This is a genomic window from Cupriavidus sp. YAF13, from assembly GCF_052113425.1.
GTDB lineage: Bacteria > Pseudomonadota > Gammaproteobacteria > Burkholderiales > Burkholderiaceae > Cupriavidus.
Map to the genome: position 1 here is coordinate 23,711 of NZ_JBFRDD010000069.1, position 15,227 is coordinate 38,937.

Genomic DNA, 15,227 nt, shown 5'->3' on the forward strand with positions numbered 1-15,227 from the left:
TGCCTGGCCAGGTGGGTATACTCTGCGAGTGCGGCGTTCGGAAGCAACTATCCGGTCCCCGGCACAACTACCAGCAGAAGCGATGAAGCAGGCAAAAAAAGCCATTGAGGGCAACCCGTCCAGCGAAGAGGGCAGCGGCAAGACGCCGGTACCGGCAGCGTTGCTGCACGCTCGCAGCTCGCCCCGAGCGACCGGCAGCGCCACGGTGGCCGATGTCGCCAGCATCGCTGGCGTATCTGCCATGACGGTGTCGCGGGTCCTGAACAACCCGGAACGGGTTTCGCCTCGCACGCTCGCGGTGGTGAAAGGTGCCATCGAGCGCACTGGCTATGTGCCGAACCTGCTTGCAGGGGGACTGGCTTCACGCCGTAGCCGGCTCGTTGCGGTAGTGGTGCCGACCATCGCGAATTCCATGTTTGCCCAAGTCACGCAGGCGCTCACGGACGAACTCGGCAAGGCCGGATACCAGGTGATGCTCGGCCTTTCCGGATACGACGCGTCGCGCGAGCAGGAACTGCTGGACGCCATCCTGAGCCGCCGTCCCGATGGCATCGTCCTGACCGGCACGGTGCATACCGACACCACGCGCACCCGACTGCTCAAATCCGGCATCCCGCTGGTCGAGACCTGGGATATGAGTCCCTCGCCAATGGACATGCTGGTTGGCTTTTCCCACGAGCAGGTCGGGGTGGCCGTGGCGGAGTATCTGTTGGACAAGGGGTATCGGCGATTCGGACTTGTGTTCGCCAATGACCAGCGGGGCGACGTTCGCCGCCGCGGCTTGCTTGCGGCGCTGGCCAGACACGGCATCAGCGACGTGCCCCTCGAGTCGGTGCCGGTGCCAAGCACCATGGGCTTGGGCAAGCGGCATTTCGCCAAGCTACTGGAACGTGCCCCTGGGCTGGATGTCGTGGTCTGCAGCTCCGACCCTTTGGCGCAGGGGGTCATCGTGGAGGCGCAAGAGCGGGGCATTGGTGTTCCGGATCAGCTCGCGGTGATGGGGTTCGGCGACTACGATTTCGCCGCCGAGTTGTCTCCGACACTCAGTTCCGTCAGCATCGATGGGAAGGCGATCGGCAATCGCGCTGCGCGTTTCCTGGTCGCCAGGATCGAGAAGACGGAGTCCGCCGGGTCCGAGACCGTTGTCGATGTCGGTTTCAGCATCATCGAAAGAAGAAGTACCTCAAAAAGCAAATCAAAAGGCTCTATTTGAATGCGGCTAGGGATTTCCCTGCAAAGTTGAGCCTTGAATCTGTCAAATGGTAGCGCTAACATACAGCCGTTGTTGATTGGCAGGCGAAACGCCCAAGTGATTCGCCTCGAAATGTTAGCGCTAACAATCAGCGCGTCTGGTTGATGAAGAGCGCGTTGGCAACGAGTAGAAGGGCTCGCCCAGTTACGCATGAGGCAGCCCAGTCCATCAGGCAGGAGACACCCATGACCATGATTTGCCAGGCGCAGGCGCGCCGTTGCGTTCCCTTGATTTGCGTGGCGCTCGCTGCCGCCACGCTGGCGTTGCCGGCGGCAGCGCAGCAGCCATATCCCGCCAAGCCAGTGAACATCGTCGTGCCGTTCCCCGCGGGGGGCAGCTCCGACGCAATGGGCCGGATCCTGGCTGCAGAACTGCAGGCCCAGCTCGGACAGTCGTTCGTCGTGGAGAACAGGGGCGGCGCTAATGGCGGGATCGGCTCCGTGGCGGTGGCACGCGCGGTGCCAGATGGCTACACCTTGTTGATCTCGGGCGTGGGTTCGAACGCGATCAACTACGGCCTCTACAACAAGCTGCCGTATGCGGACAAGGATTTTGCCCACATTTCCTTGCTGGCGACCGGGCCGAATGTGCTGGTGGTGAACCCCGAGTTTCCGGCCAAGACCATCCAGGAATTCCTCAAGCTCGTCAAAGCCTCGCCCGGAAAATACCAGGCTGCCAATTCCGGCAACGGGTCTTCGAACCACCTGGGCATGCAGATGCTCGAGTCGGCCGCAGGATTCAAGATCACGCCCGTGCCCTACAAGGGCGGCGCCGCAGCCATCAGCGACACGCTTGCCGGGCATGTGCCCATCCTCACGCTGAACCAGGACGTTTTGCTGCCGTACGTCAAGTCAGGCAAGCTGCGGCCGATTGCCGTCTTCAGCGCCGAGCGGAACCCCTCCTATCCGAACGTGCCGACCATCGCCGAGTCCGGCTTCCCCGGTTTCTCTGCGGTCTCCTGGTTCGGCCTGGCAGCTCCCGCAGGCACGCCCAAGGCCATCATCGACAAGCTTGCCGCCGCATCGGAAAAGGCGATGGCCAATCCCAAGGTCAAGGAAAAGCTCGAGGCCGCAGGGTTCGTCGTGGTCGGCAGTTCACCCGCCAAGGCGAACGAGTTCGTCAAGGCCGAAATAGAGAAATGGGGCAAGACCGTCAGGGAATCCGGTGCAATGATCGAGTAGGGCCGGCACCAGGCATCACCATGCATCCCCACGCATCACCTCGCATCACCAGGCGGCCTCGGTGGGCCGCATCTCAAGAAATCAGGAGCACAAGCATGACCACGCAGCACCAGCAGAAGACCGGCGCAAACGACAACATCGCATCGATCCGGCTTTCATCGGTGTACCTGCCGCTCGCGACACCCATCAGCGACGCCAAGGTGCTGACCGGCAGACAGAAGCCGATGACCGAGATCGCGATACTCTTTGCCGAGATCGAGACGGAGGGCGGCGACAAGGGGCTCGGATTCAGCTACGCCAAGCGGGCCGGGGGACCCGGGCAATTCGCACATGCCAGGGAGATCGCGCCGGCGCTGATCGGCGAGGATGCCAACGACATCGCGCGGCTGTGGAACAAGCTGATCTGGGCGGGTGCATCCGTCGGGCGCAGCGGCTTGGCCACGCAAGCCATTGGCGCATTCGACGTTGCGCTGTGGGACCTCAAGGCCAGGCGCGCCAACCTGCCGCTGGCGAAGCTTCTCGGGGCGCACCGCGATTCGGTGAAGTGCTACAACACCTCGGGCGGCTTCCTTCATACGCCGCTCGACCAGCTTCTGGTGAACGCGAGCAAATCGGTGGAGAAGGGCATCGGCGGCATCAAGCTGAAGGTTGGGCAGCCCAACTGCGCCGCCGACATCAAGCGGGTGGAGACGGTGCGCAAACACCTGGGCGATGGCTTTGCGCTGATGGTCGATGCCAACCAGCAGTGGGATCGGCCGACCGCGCAGCGCATGTGCCGCATCTTGGAGCAGTTCAACCTGACCTGGATCGAAGAGCCGCTGGACGCCTACGACGCCGAAGGCCATGCCGCATTGGCCGCGCAATTCGACACGCCGATCGCCACCGGCGAGATGCTGACGAGCGTGGCGGAACACTGGGACCTGATTCGCCATCGCGCAGCTGATTACCTGATGCCCGATGGCCCGCGCGTGGGCGGCATCACGCCCTTCCTGACGGTGGCAACGCTGGCAGATCACGCGGGACTGATGATTGCGCCTCACTTTGCCATGGAGTTGCATGTCCACCTCGCGGCAGCGTACCCGCGCGAGCCGTGGGTGGAGCACTTCGAATGGCTGGAGCCATTGTTCAACGAACGCCTCGAAATCAAGGACGGCCGCATGCTGGTGCCGACGCGGCCGGGGATCGGCGTGAGCCTGAGCGGTCAAGTGGCCGGGTGGACCCGGGAGGAGGCGGAGTTCGGCGCCAAGCGGTAACCGGCAAGCGTGCGGGGCGGTGCAATGATAAAGATGCGATAAAGACGGAGACATGATGCGAAACAGGATCACGACGCTACGCTGCGTGGCAGCGCTTCTGATGGCTTGTGCCGGTGGCGCCGCCACGGCGCAAGCCAAGTTCCCGAACGCACCCATTCGCATGCTCGTAGGCACGCCGGCGGGCGGGACCACCGACGTGATCGCCCGGCTGCGCATTGTTGCTTTCCGCCCTCGCACCTGACAGGTATTAACAATTGATTACAACGGAAGGGGGCCAGTCACACTATGCTCCCCCAGCCCCATAAGACTGTGGCCGCCAATATAGCGGCATGCCGTACAACATGAAACGCAGGAAAATCGCATGAACAAGATCTACTCGTTTGCCCTGATGGCGATTGCCATGCTGGCGGCGACCTCGGGAGCCGCCCAGGCGCAGCATGTTGTTGGGGGGATGGGCGAGGAAGTCAGGATCGGTGCATTCGGTGGCCGTGCGGATAATTACCTTAGCGGCCGCGGCCTGCCCGACAGCCGTGGGCCCAATGCGGCGGGCCGGGACAGGAACCGCACGCGAGCCAATGACCGGCATGCGGTGCGCGCCACCGGTGCGCGCGGAAAGGCGCCTTCACTTCCTGGCAGAAACTTGCCGTAGGCGTCAGAGGCGCCATCTTTGCCCGCTTAAGCGCGGGCCAAGGTCGATAAAGCGTTTCGCGCTGGGCTCACAACTCAAGAAAAGCGGCTCAGAACCGATGCCGCACACCCACAATCGCGCCAACCTGGCTTTGCCCGGCGCCGACTTGTTCCGTGGTATTCACCAGCGTCGTCGCATTGGCATTCAGCGATGGCCCGAACCCGGACAATCCCATCGCAGACCCATCGCGGTTCTTCGCGTAAGCGAGGATCGTGTAGAGATCGGTACGTTTGGACAGCGCGTACGTGCCGGATAAGACAAAGCTCAGCGGATCAGCCGACGTGTTGCGCACGTCGGTGTAGTACGCAGCGCCGGTCAGTGAAATAGCTGGCGTGGCCTGGTACTGCACGCCTGCCCAGTAGAGGTTGGTGCGCAGGGAGCTGGTGGTGAAGTCGCCACGGTAGTAGCGGTAGCCCGCCAGTACCTTGACCGACGAGAAGGCATAGGCCGCGGCCACGGCGGCGCGGCGCTCGCGGTTGTCCTGCAGCGTGACCGTGCTGCCGCGGACTTCGTCGTAGGCCACGCGCATGGACAGGGGGCCGCTGGCGTAGCCCAGGCTGGCGCTCCATTCCCGTCCTGCCTTGGATGCGCCGGCGATTTCGCCGCCGGCGGTGCTGTCGTAGCCGGTGCTGTAGAGCAGGCCGTAGTAGATGCCGCCCGTGGTGCCGGTGAACTTGATGGCGTTGTCGGCGCGGCCCGACATCCATTTGTCGTGCATCAGCAGCGAGTAGCGGGTCGAGATGATCATTGGGTCGAACGCCGACGAGAGATCGTACAGCAGCGTTTGCTGGCGGCCGAGGGTCAGCGTGCCGTACTGGGCCTGCAGGCCGGCGAAGGCCTGGCGGCCGAACAGGCGGCCGCCCTGGTTGACCTTGCCAGTGTCGAGGTCGAAGCCGTTCTCCAATACGAATACGCCCTTAAGTCCGTTGCCCAGGTCTTCCGTGCCACGCAGGCCGAAGCGCGAGGTGGAGAGGTTGCCGGTGGACATGCGCACCGTGGAGTTGCTGCCGCCGGTGGCGTTTGGCACGTGGCTCAGGTATTCGATGCCGGCATCGACCACGCCGTAAAGCGTGATACTGCCTTGCGCCATTGCGGCGCCGGGAATGAGCGGCAACAGCGCCAGCCATGCACGAGATTTCATTGCGTTGATTTCCTTATGATTGGCGGCGCCCCATGGGCTCGGGCATCGCAGCGGCGTCAATGTAGCGTCATAAGGACAATGCAAAAAAGGGCGTTCCCGGAACAGACTGTTCCTGCCTGCGAACAGTCCGTCCGGGCTGCCTTGGCCCCTTTTTCCCGCTTACCGCTTACCGCTTACCGCTTACCGCTTACCGCTTGCGCTGCAGGAACTCGTTCATGTACCGCTGCGGCTCCCCGGTCTCGAAGGCACTGCCAAACTCCGCCACGCTGTTGTTGATGGCCACATCCAGCGGCGCCTCTTCCCACTCGCGCAACAGCCGCTTCTGCTGGCGCACCACGGCAGGGCCGAAGCCGGCCAGCAGCGTGGCGAGGCGTTCGACCTCGGCGTCCAGTTCGGCTAGCGGCACCACCTTGCTCACCAGGCCCCACGCCAGCGCTTCGCGCGCGTCGGAGATCTCGCCGGTCAGCAGCATCCACGCGGCGCGGGCGTTGCCGATCAGGCGGGGCATCAGTGCGGCGTGGATGACCGACGGAATGCCCACCTTGACCTCGGGCATGCCGACGTGGGTGTTGTCCGCGGCGACGCGGATGTCGCAGGCCAGCGCGAGTTCCAGGCCGCCGCCCAGGCACCAGCCCGGCATGCGCGCGATCACGGGCACGGGGAAGTGGCGCAGCGCGTCGCACAGGCCGCGTAGGCCACTGATGAAGCGCTGCGCGCTGTCGCGGGTTAGTGCGGCCATCTCCTTGATGTCGGCGCCGCCGATAAAGCCTTTTTCTCCGGCGCCTTGCACGATCAGCACGCGGATCTCGTCAACGGCCGCGAGCTCGGCCACGGCCTGGGTCAGCGCGGCGATGACCGGTGTGCTGAGGATGTTGAGCGAGCCGGCCTCGCGGATGGTGAGGGTGGCGATGCCGAGCGCATTGATCTCGATGCCGGCGTATGGCTTGTTATCTGCTTGGCTCATGGCGTGGTCTCACTGCAGTTTTGTGAAATGGATATCTTCGACGACCTTCTTCCAGTGTGCGTTCTGGCCGCGGATCAGGTCGGCGAATGCCCCGCGCGTCGTCGGTGCCGGAATGGCGCCTTGCTTCTCGATGGCGGTGACGACCTCGGGATCGGCCAGCACCTGCCGCACTGCGTCGTTGAGCTTGTCCAGGATAGCCGCTGGCGTGCCGGCTGGCGCGCCCAGGCCAAACCAGGAGGGATTGTTCATGGCGGGCAGGCCGGCCTCGGCATAGGTTGGCACATTGGGCAGTACCTTCAGCCGCTGCCTGGCAGCCACCGCCAGCGGGCGCAGGCGGTGGCCCTGGATCAGGCTGGAGGAAGAGGGGATGTTGTCGAACACCACCTGGATCTGGCCCGCCACCGCATCGTTGAGCGCGGGGCCCAGGCCTTTGTAGGGCACGTGGAGCATCCTGGTGCCAGTCTCGTTCATGAACAGCTCGCCGTTCATATGGCTCAGGCCGCCATTGCCCGAAGATCCGAACGAGTACTTGCCCGGGTTGGCCTTGAGCAGCTTGATGAAGGCGGGCAGGTCGCTGGCCGGGAAGGCAGGGTTGACCACCAGTACGTTGGGCACGTCGGCGAGGTTGCTGATGGGGTCGAAATCCCTGACGGGGTCGTAGGCCGTCTTGGCGTACACGTTGGGGTTGACCGCGTGCGAGCTTTCCACTTCCATGACCAGCGTATAGCCGTCCGCGGGCTGCTTGGCCGCATACGCGCTGCCCACGGCGCCGCCCGCGCCAGGGCGGTTTTCCACCACGACGGGCTGCTTGAGCACGGCGCCGAGCCGGGTGCCGACGATGCGCGCGATGATGTCGGTGGTGCCGCCTGCCGCGTAGGGCACGATCAGCTTGATGGGCTTGTCGGGGTAGGCCGAGGCGTGCGCGCCGCTGGCAAGGCTCAGGCCGGCGAGCAGGGTGGTGGCGATGATGCGTTTGTTCAAGCGATGTCTCCGGATGGGTTCTTCTTAGGTGTCGGTGCGCGTCGGCACTAGCTGCCGTTGCGCTGGCCGTGCTCATCGAGCAGCGGCGGCGGCGCCAGTGCTCGCGCGCCGCTGCTGGCCAGCATGGGGTTGCGGATCATCGGCACGCGGCCAAGCACCGGGTGTTCGGCTTGCTGCACCAGTTGGCGGTGCGCCACCTGCGGATGCGCAAACACGTCTTCCATGGAGTGGATCGGGCCCCATGGCACGCCGGCCGCGTCGAAGGCTTGCGTCCAGCTCTGCCGGTCGCGGGTGGGGAACACGTCGGTGAGCCGCTTGCGCAGCGCCGGCAGGTTGGCGATGCGCCCGGAGTTGCTGGCGTAGCGCGGGTCTGCTGCCAGCGCACCCAAGCTGGCCACTTCGCAGAAGCGTGCGAACTGCGCGTCGTTGCCGATGGCAAGGATCAGGTGGCCATCCGCGCAGCGAAAGACTTCGTACGGCGCGCAGTTGGGATGCGCATTGCCGCTGCGTTGCGGCGCCTTGCCGGACACCAGGTAGTTGGAGGCCTGGTTGGCATTGAGCGCGACTGCCACGTCAAGCAGGGCGATATCCAGGTACTCGCCCTCGCCGGTGGCGTGACGGCGCAGCAAGGCCGCCAGCACGGCCGAGGTGGCATACATGCCGGTGGTCAGGTCCACCACCGCCACGCCCGTGCGCAGCGGGCCGGCGCCAGGCTCGCCGTCGGGGTGCCCGGTGTAGCTCATCAGCCCGCCCATGCCCTGGAACACGTAGTCGTAGCCGGGCTTGTCGGCCATCGGGCCGCTCTGGCCAAAGCCGGTGATCGACAGATAGACCAGCCGCGGGTTGAGCGCCTTGAGCGTTTCATAGTCCAGGCCGTAGCGGCGCAGCGTGCCAACCTTGTAGTTCTCCACCAGCACATCGGCTTGCAGCGCAAGCGCGCGGATCTGCGCGGCGCCTTCGGGAGTGGCGTAGTCGATGGCCACGGATCGCTTGCCGCGGTTGCAGCAGATGAAGTAAGCGGAGAGGCCGGTCTCGCTGTCGCCGCCCGCGCTGCCTACGGGGGCGTGCAAGTAGGGCGGGCCCCAGCCGCGCGTATCGTCGCCGTGACCGGGGCGTTCTACCTTGGTGACCTCGGCGCCCAGGTCGGCCAGGTTCTGCGTGCACCACGGGCCGGCCAGTATCCGGGACAAATCCAGCACCTTGATGCCGGCCAGGGCCTGATGAAGCATGGGGTCTCCGCAAGACAGGTAGTGATGGTGCGGGCGAGTGTATCGGCGGCCCCCCGGGCAGGCCAGTTCATAGTTTTCAAGGAAGCGTTCGCCGAATTCGAACGGCCTGGTGAAGGCTTGGTAAGGGCTTGGTGAGGACCGGGGGGGGCGAAGTGAATTCCGGGGCGCTCGGCTGCAAACGGCGGCGCTTTCCCCCCTAGCGGCGTGCGGCACGCGCTACACTTGAGCTACCGCGCCCGCCGCCATCGAGAAGTCAATCGGGCAGACGCATCCGGATCCCGGCGCGGCCAGTTCCCTGCTTCACCTACCCCCAGCGAGGAGATGCATCATGTCGACACCGTCCAATCCGTTCACCGATTTCAGCAAGTTGCTCGAGCAGTACAAGCTCCCCGGGGTCGATATGACCTCGGTAATCGAAGCGCGGCGCAAGGATATCGAAGCCATCGCGGAGGCCAACAAGGTGGCCTACGAAGGCATGCAGGCACTGGTGCAGAAGCAAACGGAGATCCTGAGCAAGACCATGCAGGAGATCCAGTCGGCGGCGCAAAAGATGACCACCGGCGGCAACCCGGCCGAGGCCATGGCCAAGCAAGGCGAGTTCGTTCAGCAGGGCCTGCAGAAGGCGTTCAACAATATGCGTGAACTGGCGGAGATGGCGCAGAAGTCGCAGGCCGAGGCGCTGGCCGTGATTACCAAGCGCGCGGAGCAGAATATCGAAGAGGCGAAAAACCTGATGAAGCCGAAGGGCAAGTAAGCGCGAGCAAGCCCAAGTCCGCGCAAGCGATAAGCCTGTTGCGGACAGCCCCGTCAAGCCAGGATCGCTCCCGATCCWGGCTTGACGGGCGGCGCCACGGCGCCATGCCATCGCGTCCATCGCAGTGCCTGGACGGCACTGCTGTGAAAGGGATCCATCATGATCGCCATCACAAACGCCAGCCCGCTGATCTCGCTGATCGCGGGCATCCTGATCCTGATCATGCCGCGGCTGCTGAACTACATCGTGGCGATCTACCTGATTGTCATCGGCTTGCTAGGGCTGTTCGGCGGGCACCTGCACTAAGAGGCCATTTCAAAAAGACTCTGGCGCGCAGCACGGGAAGGCCGCGCTGCGCGGGCGTGCTTTACTTCAAGATGCCTTGACAGCGCGGCGTGCGCTTTGCTGGGCTGCGCCAGTCGCGGCTGCGGTCGATGCTTCGATGTTGGACTTCACCGTTTCAACCGCTTGCTTCGAGGCCTTCTGCACCGATTCGTAGGTGTTGTTGGCGGCGGCAACCGTCTGCTGCAGCAGGGCGGTGATCGCCTCCGATCCGGCCGGCGCATTCTTTACGAACGTATCGACGAAGGTCTGCACGCTGCGGTTGTGCTGTTCGTATTGCGCTTCCACCGTCTTGGTGAGTTCGGCCTGCGTGGCCGAGGCAATCTCGTACACATGGCGGGCATATGCCAGCGCCTTGTCGGCTGCCGGCTGCGCGAACTTACCCTGTGCGCTGAAGACATCCTTCAGGTCGCCACCGGACAAGGCCGCCTGCACGTTCTCCTGGCTTTCGGCCAGGCTCGACTTCATGGCTTGCAGGTTCAGCTCGGCCAGTTTCTGGAAACCGTCGAAAGCCGTATTCGTCAGCGCGAACAAGTTGGCGAAATGGGCTTTCTGGGCTTCAGCGAACTGGTCGGACGAAAAAACGAACATGCGTGTTCTCCTGTGTATCGCCCGGCAGCCAGGCCGACAGGCACGGCATGTGCCCTCGCGGCAAGCGGGTCGAATATGAGATTCGGAAAGGCGGCGTCATCACTGATTTGCGCAGTGCACCATCCAAGGGCAGATTCTAGAGCCCTCTATTTGGATAGCCCCTAGGGAGATACCCGAACAAACACGGTATCCCGCTTGTTGCTGTGCAGCAAGGTCGACATGAGCTTACCCAACTGTGTGGGGGTGCTTTCAGAAGTACCGTGCGTCCCCGCCATCGCGGGGACGGTTTCCTCCTCCGTTGGCAACCGCACGCATTTCCAATTGCTGCGGCTAAGATGCGCCTGTCTATCCTCCCGGCGTACCCCGTACGGAATCCAGATGACGATCCGGGGCGGGCGCAAAGACCGCGTCCTCCACTTCCGGATGATCGTCTTCCGGCTCCCGCCATGAAGGCAACGTCAACTGCCCGAGCTTATGCTGCCGGCGTCTCGAACGCGCGCAGCGGCTCGAGGAATTCCAGCGTGCGCTCGCGCTTGAGCAGCCTCGGCAATGCCTGCTCATAGGCCTGCCGATAGGGCCGGCTCAAGTGATATGCCTGGAAGTACGCGGGGCTGCAAGCCCAGGTCTCGTAGAGCACCAGCGTGTCGGGGTCTTCGACCGAGCGATGCAGGTAGGTGTTGACGAAATCCGGCTCCTTGGCCATTTGCTCCAGTACTTGCAGCAAGCTGGATTCGAGTTCGTCGCGATGCTCCGGCTTACCCGGCAGGTGGACGATAAAGGCGATGTTTTCACTCATGGTGTTCCGTGCTCCTTGCTGATGCCAAGTCAGTAAATCAGATAAGCCAGCTAAGCCAGCTCAAGCCTCACAGCTGGCTCATGCCGCCATCGACGATGATCTCCGTGCCGACGATGAACGCCGATTCGGTGGCCGAGAGATGCAGCACCGTCGCCGCGATTTCCTTCGGGTCGCCAAAGCGGCCGAGCGGGACCTGGCTCTTGATCTGGGCAGCGGTGTTGGCGAGGGTGTCGGCGTCCAGGCCGAGCTTGCCGTAGAGCGGCGTGCTCACCGGGCCCGGGCTGAGCACATTGACGCGTACGCCACGCGGCAGCAGCTCGGCGGAGAGCGTCTTGGCCAGCGAGATGAGGCCGGCCTTGCTGGCCGCGTAGACCGCAGATGACGGCATGCCGATGTGCGCGTTGATGGAGCCGTTGAGCACAATCGACGCGCCTGGATTGAACAGCGGCGCCAGTGCCTGGATCTGGAAGAAGGGGCCCTTCACATTGGTATTGAAGGTCTGGTCCCACATCGATTCCTCGACATCCGACAGCGGTGCGAACCTGGCGATGCCCGCGTTGATGAACACGGCGTCGAGCTTGATGCCTTCATCGGTGAGGCGTTCTGCCAGCGCGCGGGCGGCGTCCACGGTGCCGGCGTCATTCTGGATGGCTAGCGCGTTAGCGCCCAGCGTGGGCTTGGCGGCTTCCAGCGTCGCGGTGTCCCTGCCCGTCACGATGACGCGCGCGCCTTCGGCGGCGAATGCCTGCGCGGTAGCCAGGCCCATGCCACTGTTGCCGCCAGTGACCAGTACGGTTTTGCCTTCGAAGCGATTCATGGTGTTCTCCTGAGAACGTGGTGTGGTGGTGTGAATGGAGTATGGACAGCGCGGGGCAATAAGCCATACGAAAGAGTTGGCAAGCTCGTTCGATAAGATTGGACATCTTTGGCGGCCTGTCGAAAAGCGCTTCCAACCACACGCGGACTCAGGGAAAAGGAAAAAGGGCGCTGCCAAGCAGCGCCCCCAATGTCTTGCTGCGCCGGCAGCCGTGCCGGCAACGCTACGCCTGCGCCTCGCGCTGCCGCGCCACTTCCTGGCTGCGCAGGATAAAGCGCTGGACCTTGCCGCTTGGCGTCTTCGGCAACTCGGGCACGAACTCGATTTCGCGGGGATAGGCGTGGGCCGCGAGGCGATTGCGCACGTGCAGGCGCAGTTCTTCGGCCAGCGCCGGGCTCGCCTTGTATTGCGGGCCGAGCACGACAAAGGCCTTGATCAGTTCGGTGCGTTCCGGGTCGGGCTTGCCGATGACCGCGGTCTCGACCACCGCCGGATGCTCGATCAGCGCGCTCTCTACATCGAACGGGCCGACCCGGTAGCCCGAGGTGGTGATGACATCGTCGGCGCGGCCGATAAAGCTGATGCTGCCGTCGGGGTTCAGCTCCGCGGTGTCGCCGGTCAGGTAGTACTGGCCGACGAAGGCGCCGGTGGGCGTGCCGTGGTAGCCGGCAAACCAGGCCATCGGCGATTGCGCCATATCCAGCGCGAGCGTGCCAGGCTGGCCAGCCGGCAACTCGCGTGCGTTATCGTCCAGCACCACCACGCGATGGCCCGGGCTGGCGAAGCCGGCCGCGCCCAGGTGCACCGGATGGCGCAGCGCGTGGTGATTGCACAGCACCATGCCGAGCTCGGTCTGGCCGTAGTGATCGTGAATGGTGACGCAGAGCTGGTCGGCGAACCAGCGGATCACTTCCGGATTGAGCGGCTCGCCCGCGCTGCTGACCGCGCGCAGCTTGCCGCGCAGCGGCCCGGCCACGGCCTGGCCAGCCGCGATCAGCAGGCGATAGGCGGTGGGCGAGCCGGCCAGGTTGGTGATGCCGTACTTGTCGATCACCCGGCATGTGCTCTCGATGCTGAACGGGCCATCGTAGAACGTGGTGGGGTGTCCCAGGGCCAGAGGCCCGGTCACCGCGTAATACAAGCCATAGGCCCAGCCAGGATCGGCGAGGTTCCAGAAGGCATCCTCCGGGCGCAGGTCGACCGCGTCGCGCATGTAGCCCGCGAACGCGGCCACGGCCTTGAGCGGCACCAGCAGCGGCTTGGCGGGGCCGGTGGTGCCGGAGGTGAACATCATCAGGAACGGATCGTCGCCGGTGCGCATGACCGGATCGAACCGGGCCGGGTGGCGGTCAAGCTCCGCCCAGAAACTGAAGTCTCCGCGCGCGATGCCGCGCCCTTTGGCGCCGCCAACGGTGAGTACGACGGGGCAGTTCTCCACCTCATCGAGCTTGCCGCGATTGGCGCCGTCGGTCACCACGAGCCGGGCGCCGGAAGTCTGCAGCCGATGCTCGATGGCCTTGGGGCCAAAGGCGGTGAACAACGGCTGGTAGACCGCGCCGGCGCGCCAGGTGCCCAGGATGGTGACAAGCAGCTCCGGCGTGCGCGGCAGCAAGCCTGCCACACGGTCGCCGGGCCCGATGCCTTGCGCCGCGAGGAAGTTGGCGAATTGCGCGGAGAGCTTCTGCAACTGGCTGAAGGTATAGGTCTCGCTGGTGCCGTCGCGGCTCTCCCAGAACAGCGCGATGCGCCCGGGCAGTGCATGGCGGTCGCAGCATTCGATGCAGGCGTTGATGGCATCGAGCTTGCCGCTCAGGCGCTCCGAGAGCGATGCCTCATAGGAAAAGCCGGCGATGGCCTCGGCGTATTCGCGCATGGTGGTCTCCTGGTTTTCTTGTATGAATGGCAGCCGTCCGTATGGACAGGGGGTGCGCAAAATTCTGGGCCACACCGGCGTGCCCGGCAATGGCCAAAATTTCCAGGGTGGCTGAACCCGTTTGCCAGTGTGCGTCGCGAGGGCCGTTTGGGCGCGATGCTATCGGCCACCATGGCCACCATGGCCACCATGGCCACCATGGCCGCCGTGGCCACCATGGCCACCATGGCCGCCGTGGCCACCACCACCGTGACCACCGCCACTGTGACCGCCACCACCACCGTGACCACCACCATGGCCGCCTCCGCCTCCGCCTCCGCCTCCATGACCCGGCGGACGGCCGGGCGGATAACCACCAGGCGGGCGCGCATGTCCGGGCGGATAGCCCGGTCCCGGCCCATATGGCGGACGATGCGCCCAGCGCTCCCGGTCGTGGTACCAAGGCCGCCCGCGATAGTAGCGACCCCAGTAGGCGCCGATGGAGAACGTGATGATGGGAAGGCCGATCACGGTGCCGTAGTTCAGCACCGGAACACTGCCGCCCTGATAGGGATAGCCAAGCTGCCCGGCATAGACCCAGCCACGCAGGTTAGGCAGCGCCACGTCGCACCATGTGTACTGGCTGACGCACCCCATCACGGTGAGCGGCACGCCGCCGGACAGTTGCGCCACCACCGGGTAATCCGGCGCGGGTCCGGCACGCAGGTTGACGGGGGCGGTGGTAAAGGCTTGGGCAGGCTGCGCAAGCGCCACACCGGGCGCTGCCAGCAACGCGGTGATTCCCGCTAGAGCGCACTTAACAGCCACTCGGCGCATCAAGGCCTCCGCGGCCGCTGGTGATTGCGGTTTACCCCACCACGTGCCAGGGCGAGACGGAGAACGCCACCATCAGAACGGAAACGATGGCGGGGGCGCCGTATTTGATTGCGAGCGATTGGGAGAGTGTGCCGAGCAAGACATAGAGGCACACCAAGCCAATCGCGCACATGAAAACAAGGCTTTGATAATCTTGCATGGATGTCTCCGTTAGTCGTTATATTTTTTAACGTTATATCCAATGACATCGTCCGTACTAAGTAACAGCCTTGAGCACGATCAAGCCCATATTAAGTCCGGGCAATCGTGAGTGCCAGAGGGTATACGCGCACCTTTGTGCGCGTGTACCGAATACATTCCACTCATTCCACTCATTCCATTGGAGCGAGACACAAATGAAACGGCGCTGTTCAGATTAAACGTTGATGACCTGCTTGCCGAGAGCTGACGCGATGACATCGTCGGCGGAAACGCCTTCCTTGTTCCAGCTCATCAGCCGTTGCCAAGCCAGGTAGTTCGGCAAGTACTTGGTGGCCACGCCCCTGAGTT

The 15,227-nt window shown here is 64.2% G+C and carries 17 protein-coding genes and 1 pseudogene; 7 read left to right on the plus strand and 11 right to left on the minus strand.

Features of this window, described 5'->3' with window-relative positions; translation table 11 throughout:
• The first annotated feature begins 82 nt into the window (after window positions 1-82).
• From AB4061_RS35545 to AB4061_RS35565, 5 genes are all read left to right on the plus strand, one after another.
• Window positions 83-1,213, plus strand: a complete 1,131-nt coding sequence (locus AB4061_RS35545; RefSeq protein ID WP_441640825.1) for a LacI family DNA-binding transcriptional regulator — start codon at window positions 83-85, stop codon at window positions 1,211-1,213.
• 230 nt (window positions 1,214-1,443) lie between these two features.
• Window positions 1,444-2,433, plus strand: coding sequence for a Bug family tripartite tricarboxylate transporter substrate binding protein (locus tag AB4061_RS35550; RefSeq protein WP_441640842.1), 990 nt, complete (start codon window positions 1,444-1,446; stop codon window positions 2,431-2,433).
• A 95-nt stretch (window positions 2,434-2,528) separates the two neighbouring features.
• On the plus strand, window positions 2,529-3,686 hold the full coding sequence (locus tag AB4061_RS35555) for an L-talarate/galactarate dehydratase (RefSeq protein ID WP_441640826.1): 1,158 nt from the start codon (window positions 2,529-2,531) through the stop codon (window positions 3,684-3,686).
• A 52-nt stretch (window positions 3,687-3,738) separates the two neighbouring features.
• Window positions 3,739-3,927: a hypothetical protein gene (locus AB4061_RS35560; protein ID WP_441640827.1), complete on the plus strand. Its 189-nt coding sequence runs from the start codon at window positions 3,739-3,741 to the stop codon at window positions 3,925-3,927.
• Between the two features lie 120 nt (window positions 3,928-4,047).
• Window positions 4,048-4,335, plus strand: a complete 288-nt coding sequence (locus tag AB4061_RS35565; RefSeq protein WP_441640828.1) for a hypothetical protein — start codon at window positions 4,048-4,050, stop codon at window positions 4,333-4,335.
• An 88-nt stretch (window positions 4,336-4,423) separates the two neighbouring features.
• Here the strand turns inward: AB4061_RS35565 and AB4061_RS35570 are convergent, their stop codons facing one another.
• From AB4061_RS35570 to AB4061_RS35585, 4 genes are all read right to left on the minus strand, one after another.
• On the minus strand, window positions 4,424-5,515 hold the full coding sequence (locus AB4061_RS35570; RefSeq protein ID WP_441640829.1) for a porin: 1,092 nt from the start codon (window positions 5,513-5,515) through the stop codon (window positions 4,424-4,426).
• 187 nt (window positions 5,516-5,702) lie between these two features.
• A complete protein-coding gene (locus AB4061_RS35575) occupies window positions 5,703-6,479 on the minus strand; it encodes an enoyl-CoA hydratase (protein ID WP_441640830.1) in 777 nt (258 codons plus the stop codon).
• Between the two features lie 9 nt (window positions 6,480-6,488).
• The gene (locus AB4061_RS35580; RefSeq protein WP_441640831.1) at window positions 6,489-7,460 is read right to left on the minus strand and encodes a Bug family tripartite tricarboxylate transporter substrate binding protein; all 972 of its coding nucleotides are present in this window, start codon (window positions 7,458-7,460) and stop codon (window positions 6,489-6,491) included.
• Window positions 7,461-7,507: 47 nt separating this feature from the next.
• Window positions 7,508-8,689, minus strand: a complete 1,182-nt coding sequence (locus AB4061_RS35585; protein WP_441640832.1) for a CaiB/BaiF CoA transferase family protein — start codon at window positions 8,687-8,689, stop codon at window positions 7,508-7,510.
• A gap of 328 nt (window positions 8,690-9,017) precedes the next feature.
• On the opposite strand from AB4061_RS35585, the gene AB4061_RS35590 reads away from it, so the two are divergent.
• Both AB4061_RS35590 and AB4061_RS35595 read left to right on the plus strand, forming a co-directional pair.
• Window positions 9,018-9,443 (plus strand): phasin family protein, encoded by a 426-nt coding sequence (locus AB4061_RS35590; RefSeq protein WP_441640833.1) that lies wholly within the window; start codon window positions 9,018-9,020, stop codon window positions 9,441-9,443.
• Between the two features lie 159 nt (window positions 9,444-9,602).
• Window positions 9,603-9,749 (plus strand): DUF3096 domain-containing protein, encoded by a 147-nt coding sequence (locus tag AB4061_RS35595; protein WP_441640834.1) that lies wholly within the window; start codon window positions 9,603-9,605, stop codon window positions 9,747-9,749.
• A gap of 66 nt (window positions 9,750-9,815) precedes the next feature.
• Here the strand turns inward: AB4061_RS35595 and AB4061_RS35600 are convergent, their stop codons facing one another.
• The 7 genes and pseudogenes from AB4061_RS35600 to AB4061_RS35630 all read right to left on the minus strand — a co-directional run.
• Window positions 9,816-10,376 carry a phasin family protein gene (locus AB4061_RS35600; RefSeq protein WP_441640835.1) on the minus strand — a complete coding sequence of 187 codons (561 nt, stop codon included), beginning with the start codon at window positions 10,374-10,376 and terminating at the stop codon, window positions 9,816-9,818.
• Between the two features lie 472 nt (window positions 10,377-10,848).
• A complete protein-coding gene (locus AB4061_RS35605; protein WP_441640836.1) occupies window positions 10,849-11,172 on the minus strand; it encodes a putative quinol monooxygenase in 324 nt (107 codons plus the stop codon).
• A gap of 67 nt (window positions 11,173-11,239) precedes the next feature.
• Window positions 11,240-11,989: an SDR family oxidoreductase gene (locus AB4061_RS35610; protein ID WP_441640837.1), complete on the minus strand. Its 750-nt coding sequence runs from the start codon at window positions 11,987-11,989 to the stop codon at window positions 11,240-11,242.
• 223 nt (window positions 11,990-12,212) lie between these two features.
• Complete coding sequence (locus AB4061_RS35615) at window positions 12,213-13,862, minus strand: acyl-CoA synthetase (protein ID WP_441640838.1); 1,650 nt, start codon at window positions 13,860-13,862, stop codon at window positions 12,213-12,215.
• A 159-nt stretch (window positions 13,863-14,021) separates the two neighbouring features.
• Window positions 14,022-14,633, minus strand: coding sequence for an SH3 domain-containing protein (locus AB4061_RS35620; protein WP_441640839.1), 612 nt, complete (start codon window positions 14,631-14,633; stop codon window positions 14,022-14,024).
• A gap of 76 nt (window positions 14,634-14,709) precedes the next feature.
• Window positions 14,710-14,877, minus strand: a complete 168-nt coding sequence (locus AB4061_RS35625; RefSeq protein WP_006164149.1) for a hypothetical protein — start codon at window positions 14,875-14,877, stop codon at window positions 14,710-14,712.
• Window positions 14,878-15,093: 216 nt separating this feature from the next.
• Window positions 15,094-15,227 (minus strand): annotated as a pseudogene (locus tag AB4061_RS35630) (IS1595-like element ISCARN29 family transposase); the annotation flags it as partial.

Coding starts and splice junctions, on each gene's coding strand:
- AB4061_RS35585 (WP_441640832.1), bottom strand. CDS start 8,689: ATGCTTCATCAGGCCCTGGCCGGCATCAAGGTGCTGGATTTGTCCCGG.
- AB4061_RS35545 (WP_441640825.1), top strand. CDS start 83: ATGAAGCAGGCAAAAAAAGCCATTGAGGGCAACCCGTCCAGCGAAGAG.
- AB4061_RS35560 (WP_441640827.1), top strand. CDS start 3,739: ATGATGCGAAACAGGATCACGACGCTACGCTGCGTGGCAGCGCTTCTG.
- AB4061_RS35555 (WP_441640826.1), top strand. CDS start 2,529: ATGACCACGCAGCACCAGCAGAAGACCGGCGCAAACGACAACATCGCA.
- AB4061_RS35575 (WP_441640830.1), bottom strand. CDS start 6,479: ATGAGCCAAGCAGATAACAAGCCATACGCCGGCATCGAGATCAATGCG.
- AB4061_RS35595 (WP_441640834.1), top strand. CDS start 9,603: ATGATCGCCATCACAAACGCCAGCCCGCTGATCTCGCTGATCGCGGGC.
- AB4061_RS35600 (WP_441640835.1), bottom strand. CDS start 10,376: ATGTTCGTTTTTTCGTCCGACCAGTTCGCTGAAGCCCAGAAAGCCCAT.
- AB4061_RS35625 (WP_006164149.1), bottom strand. CDS start 14,877: ATGCAAGATTATCAAAGCCTTGTTTTCATGTGCGCGATTGGCTTGGTG.
- AB4061_RS35565 (WP_441640828.1), top strand. CDS start 4,048: ATGAACAAGATCTACTCGTTTGCCCTGATGGCGATTGCCATGCTGGCG.
- AB4061_RS35605 (WP_441640836.1), bottom strand. CDS start 11,172: ATGAGTGAAAACATCGCCTTTATCGTCCACCTGCCGGGTAAGCCGGAG.
- AB4061_RS35550 (WP_441640842.1), top strand. CDS start 1,444: ATGATTTGCCAGGCGCAGGCGCGCCGTTGCGTTCCCTTGATTTGCGTG.
- AB4061_RS35570 (WP_441640829.1), bottom strand. CDS start 5,515: ATGAAATCTCGTGCATGGCTGGCGCTGTTGCCGCTCATTCCCGGCGCC.
- AB4061_RS35615 (WP_441640838.1), bottom strand. CDS start 13,862: ATGCGCGAATACGCCGAGGCCATCGCCGGCTTTTCCTATGAGGCATCG.
- AB4061_RS35610 (WP_441640837.1), bottom strand. CDS start 11,989: ATGAATCGCTTCGAAGGCAAAACCGTACTGGTCACTGGCGGCAACAGT.
- AB4061_RS35590 (WP_441640833.1), top strand. CDS start 9,018: ATGTCGACACCGTCCAATCCGTTCACCGATTTCAGCAAGTTGCTCGAG.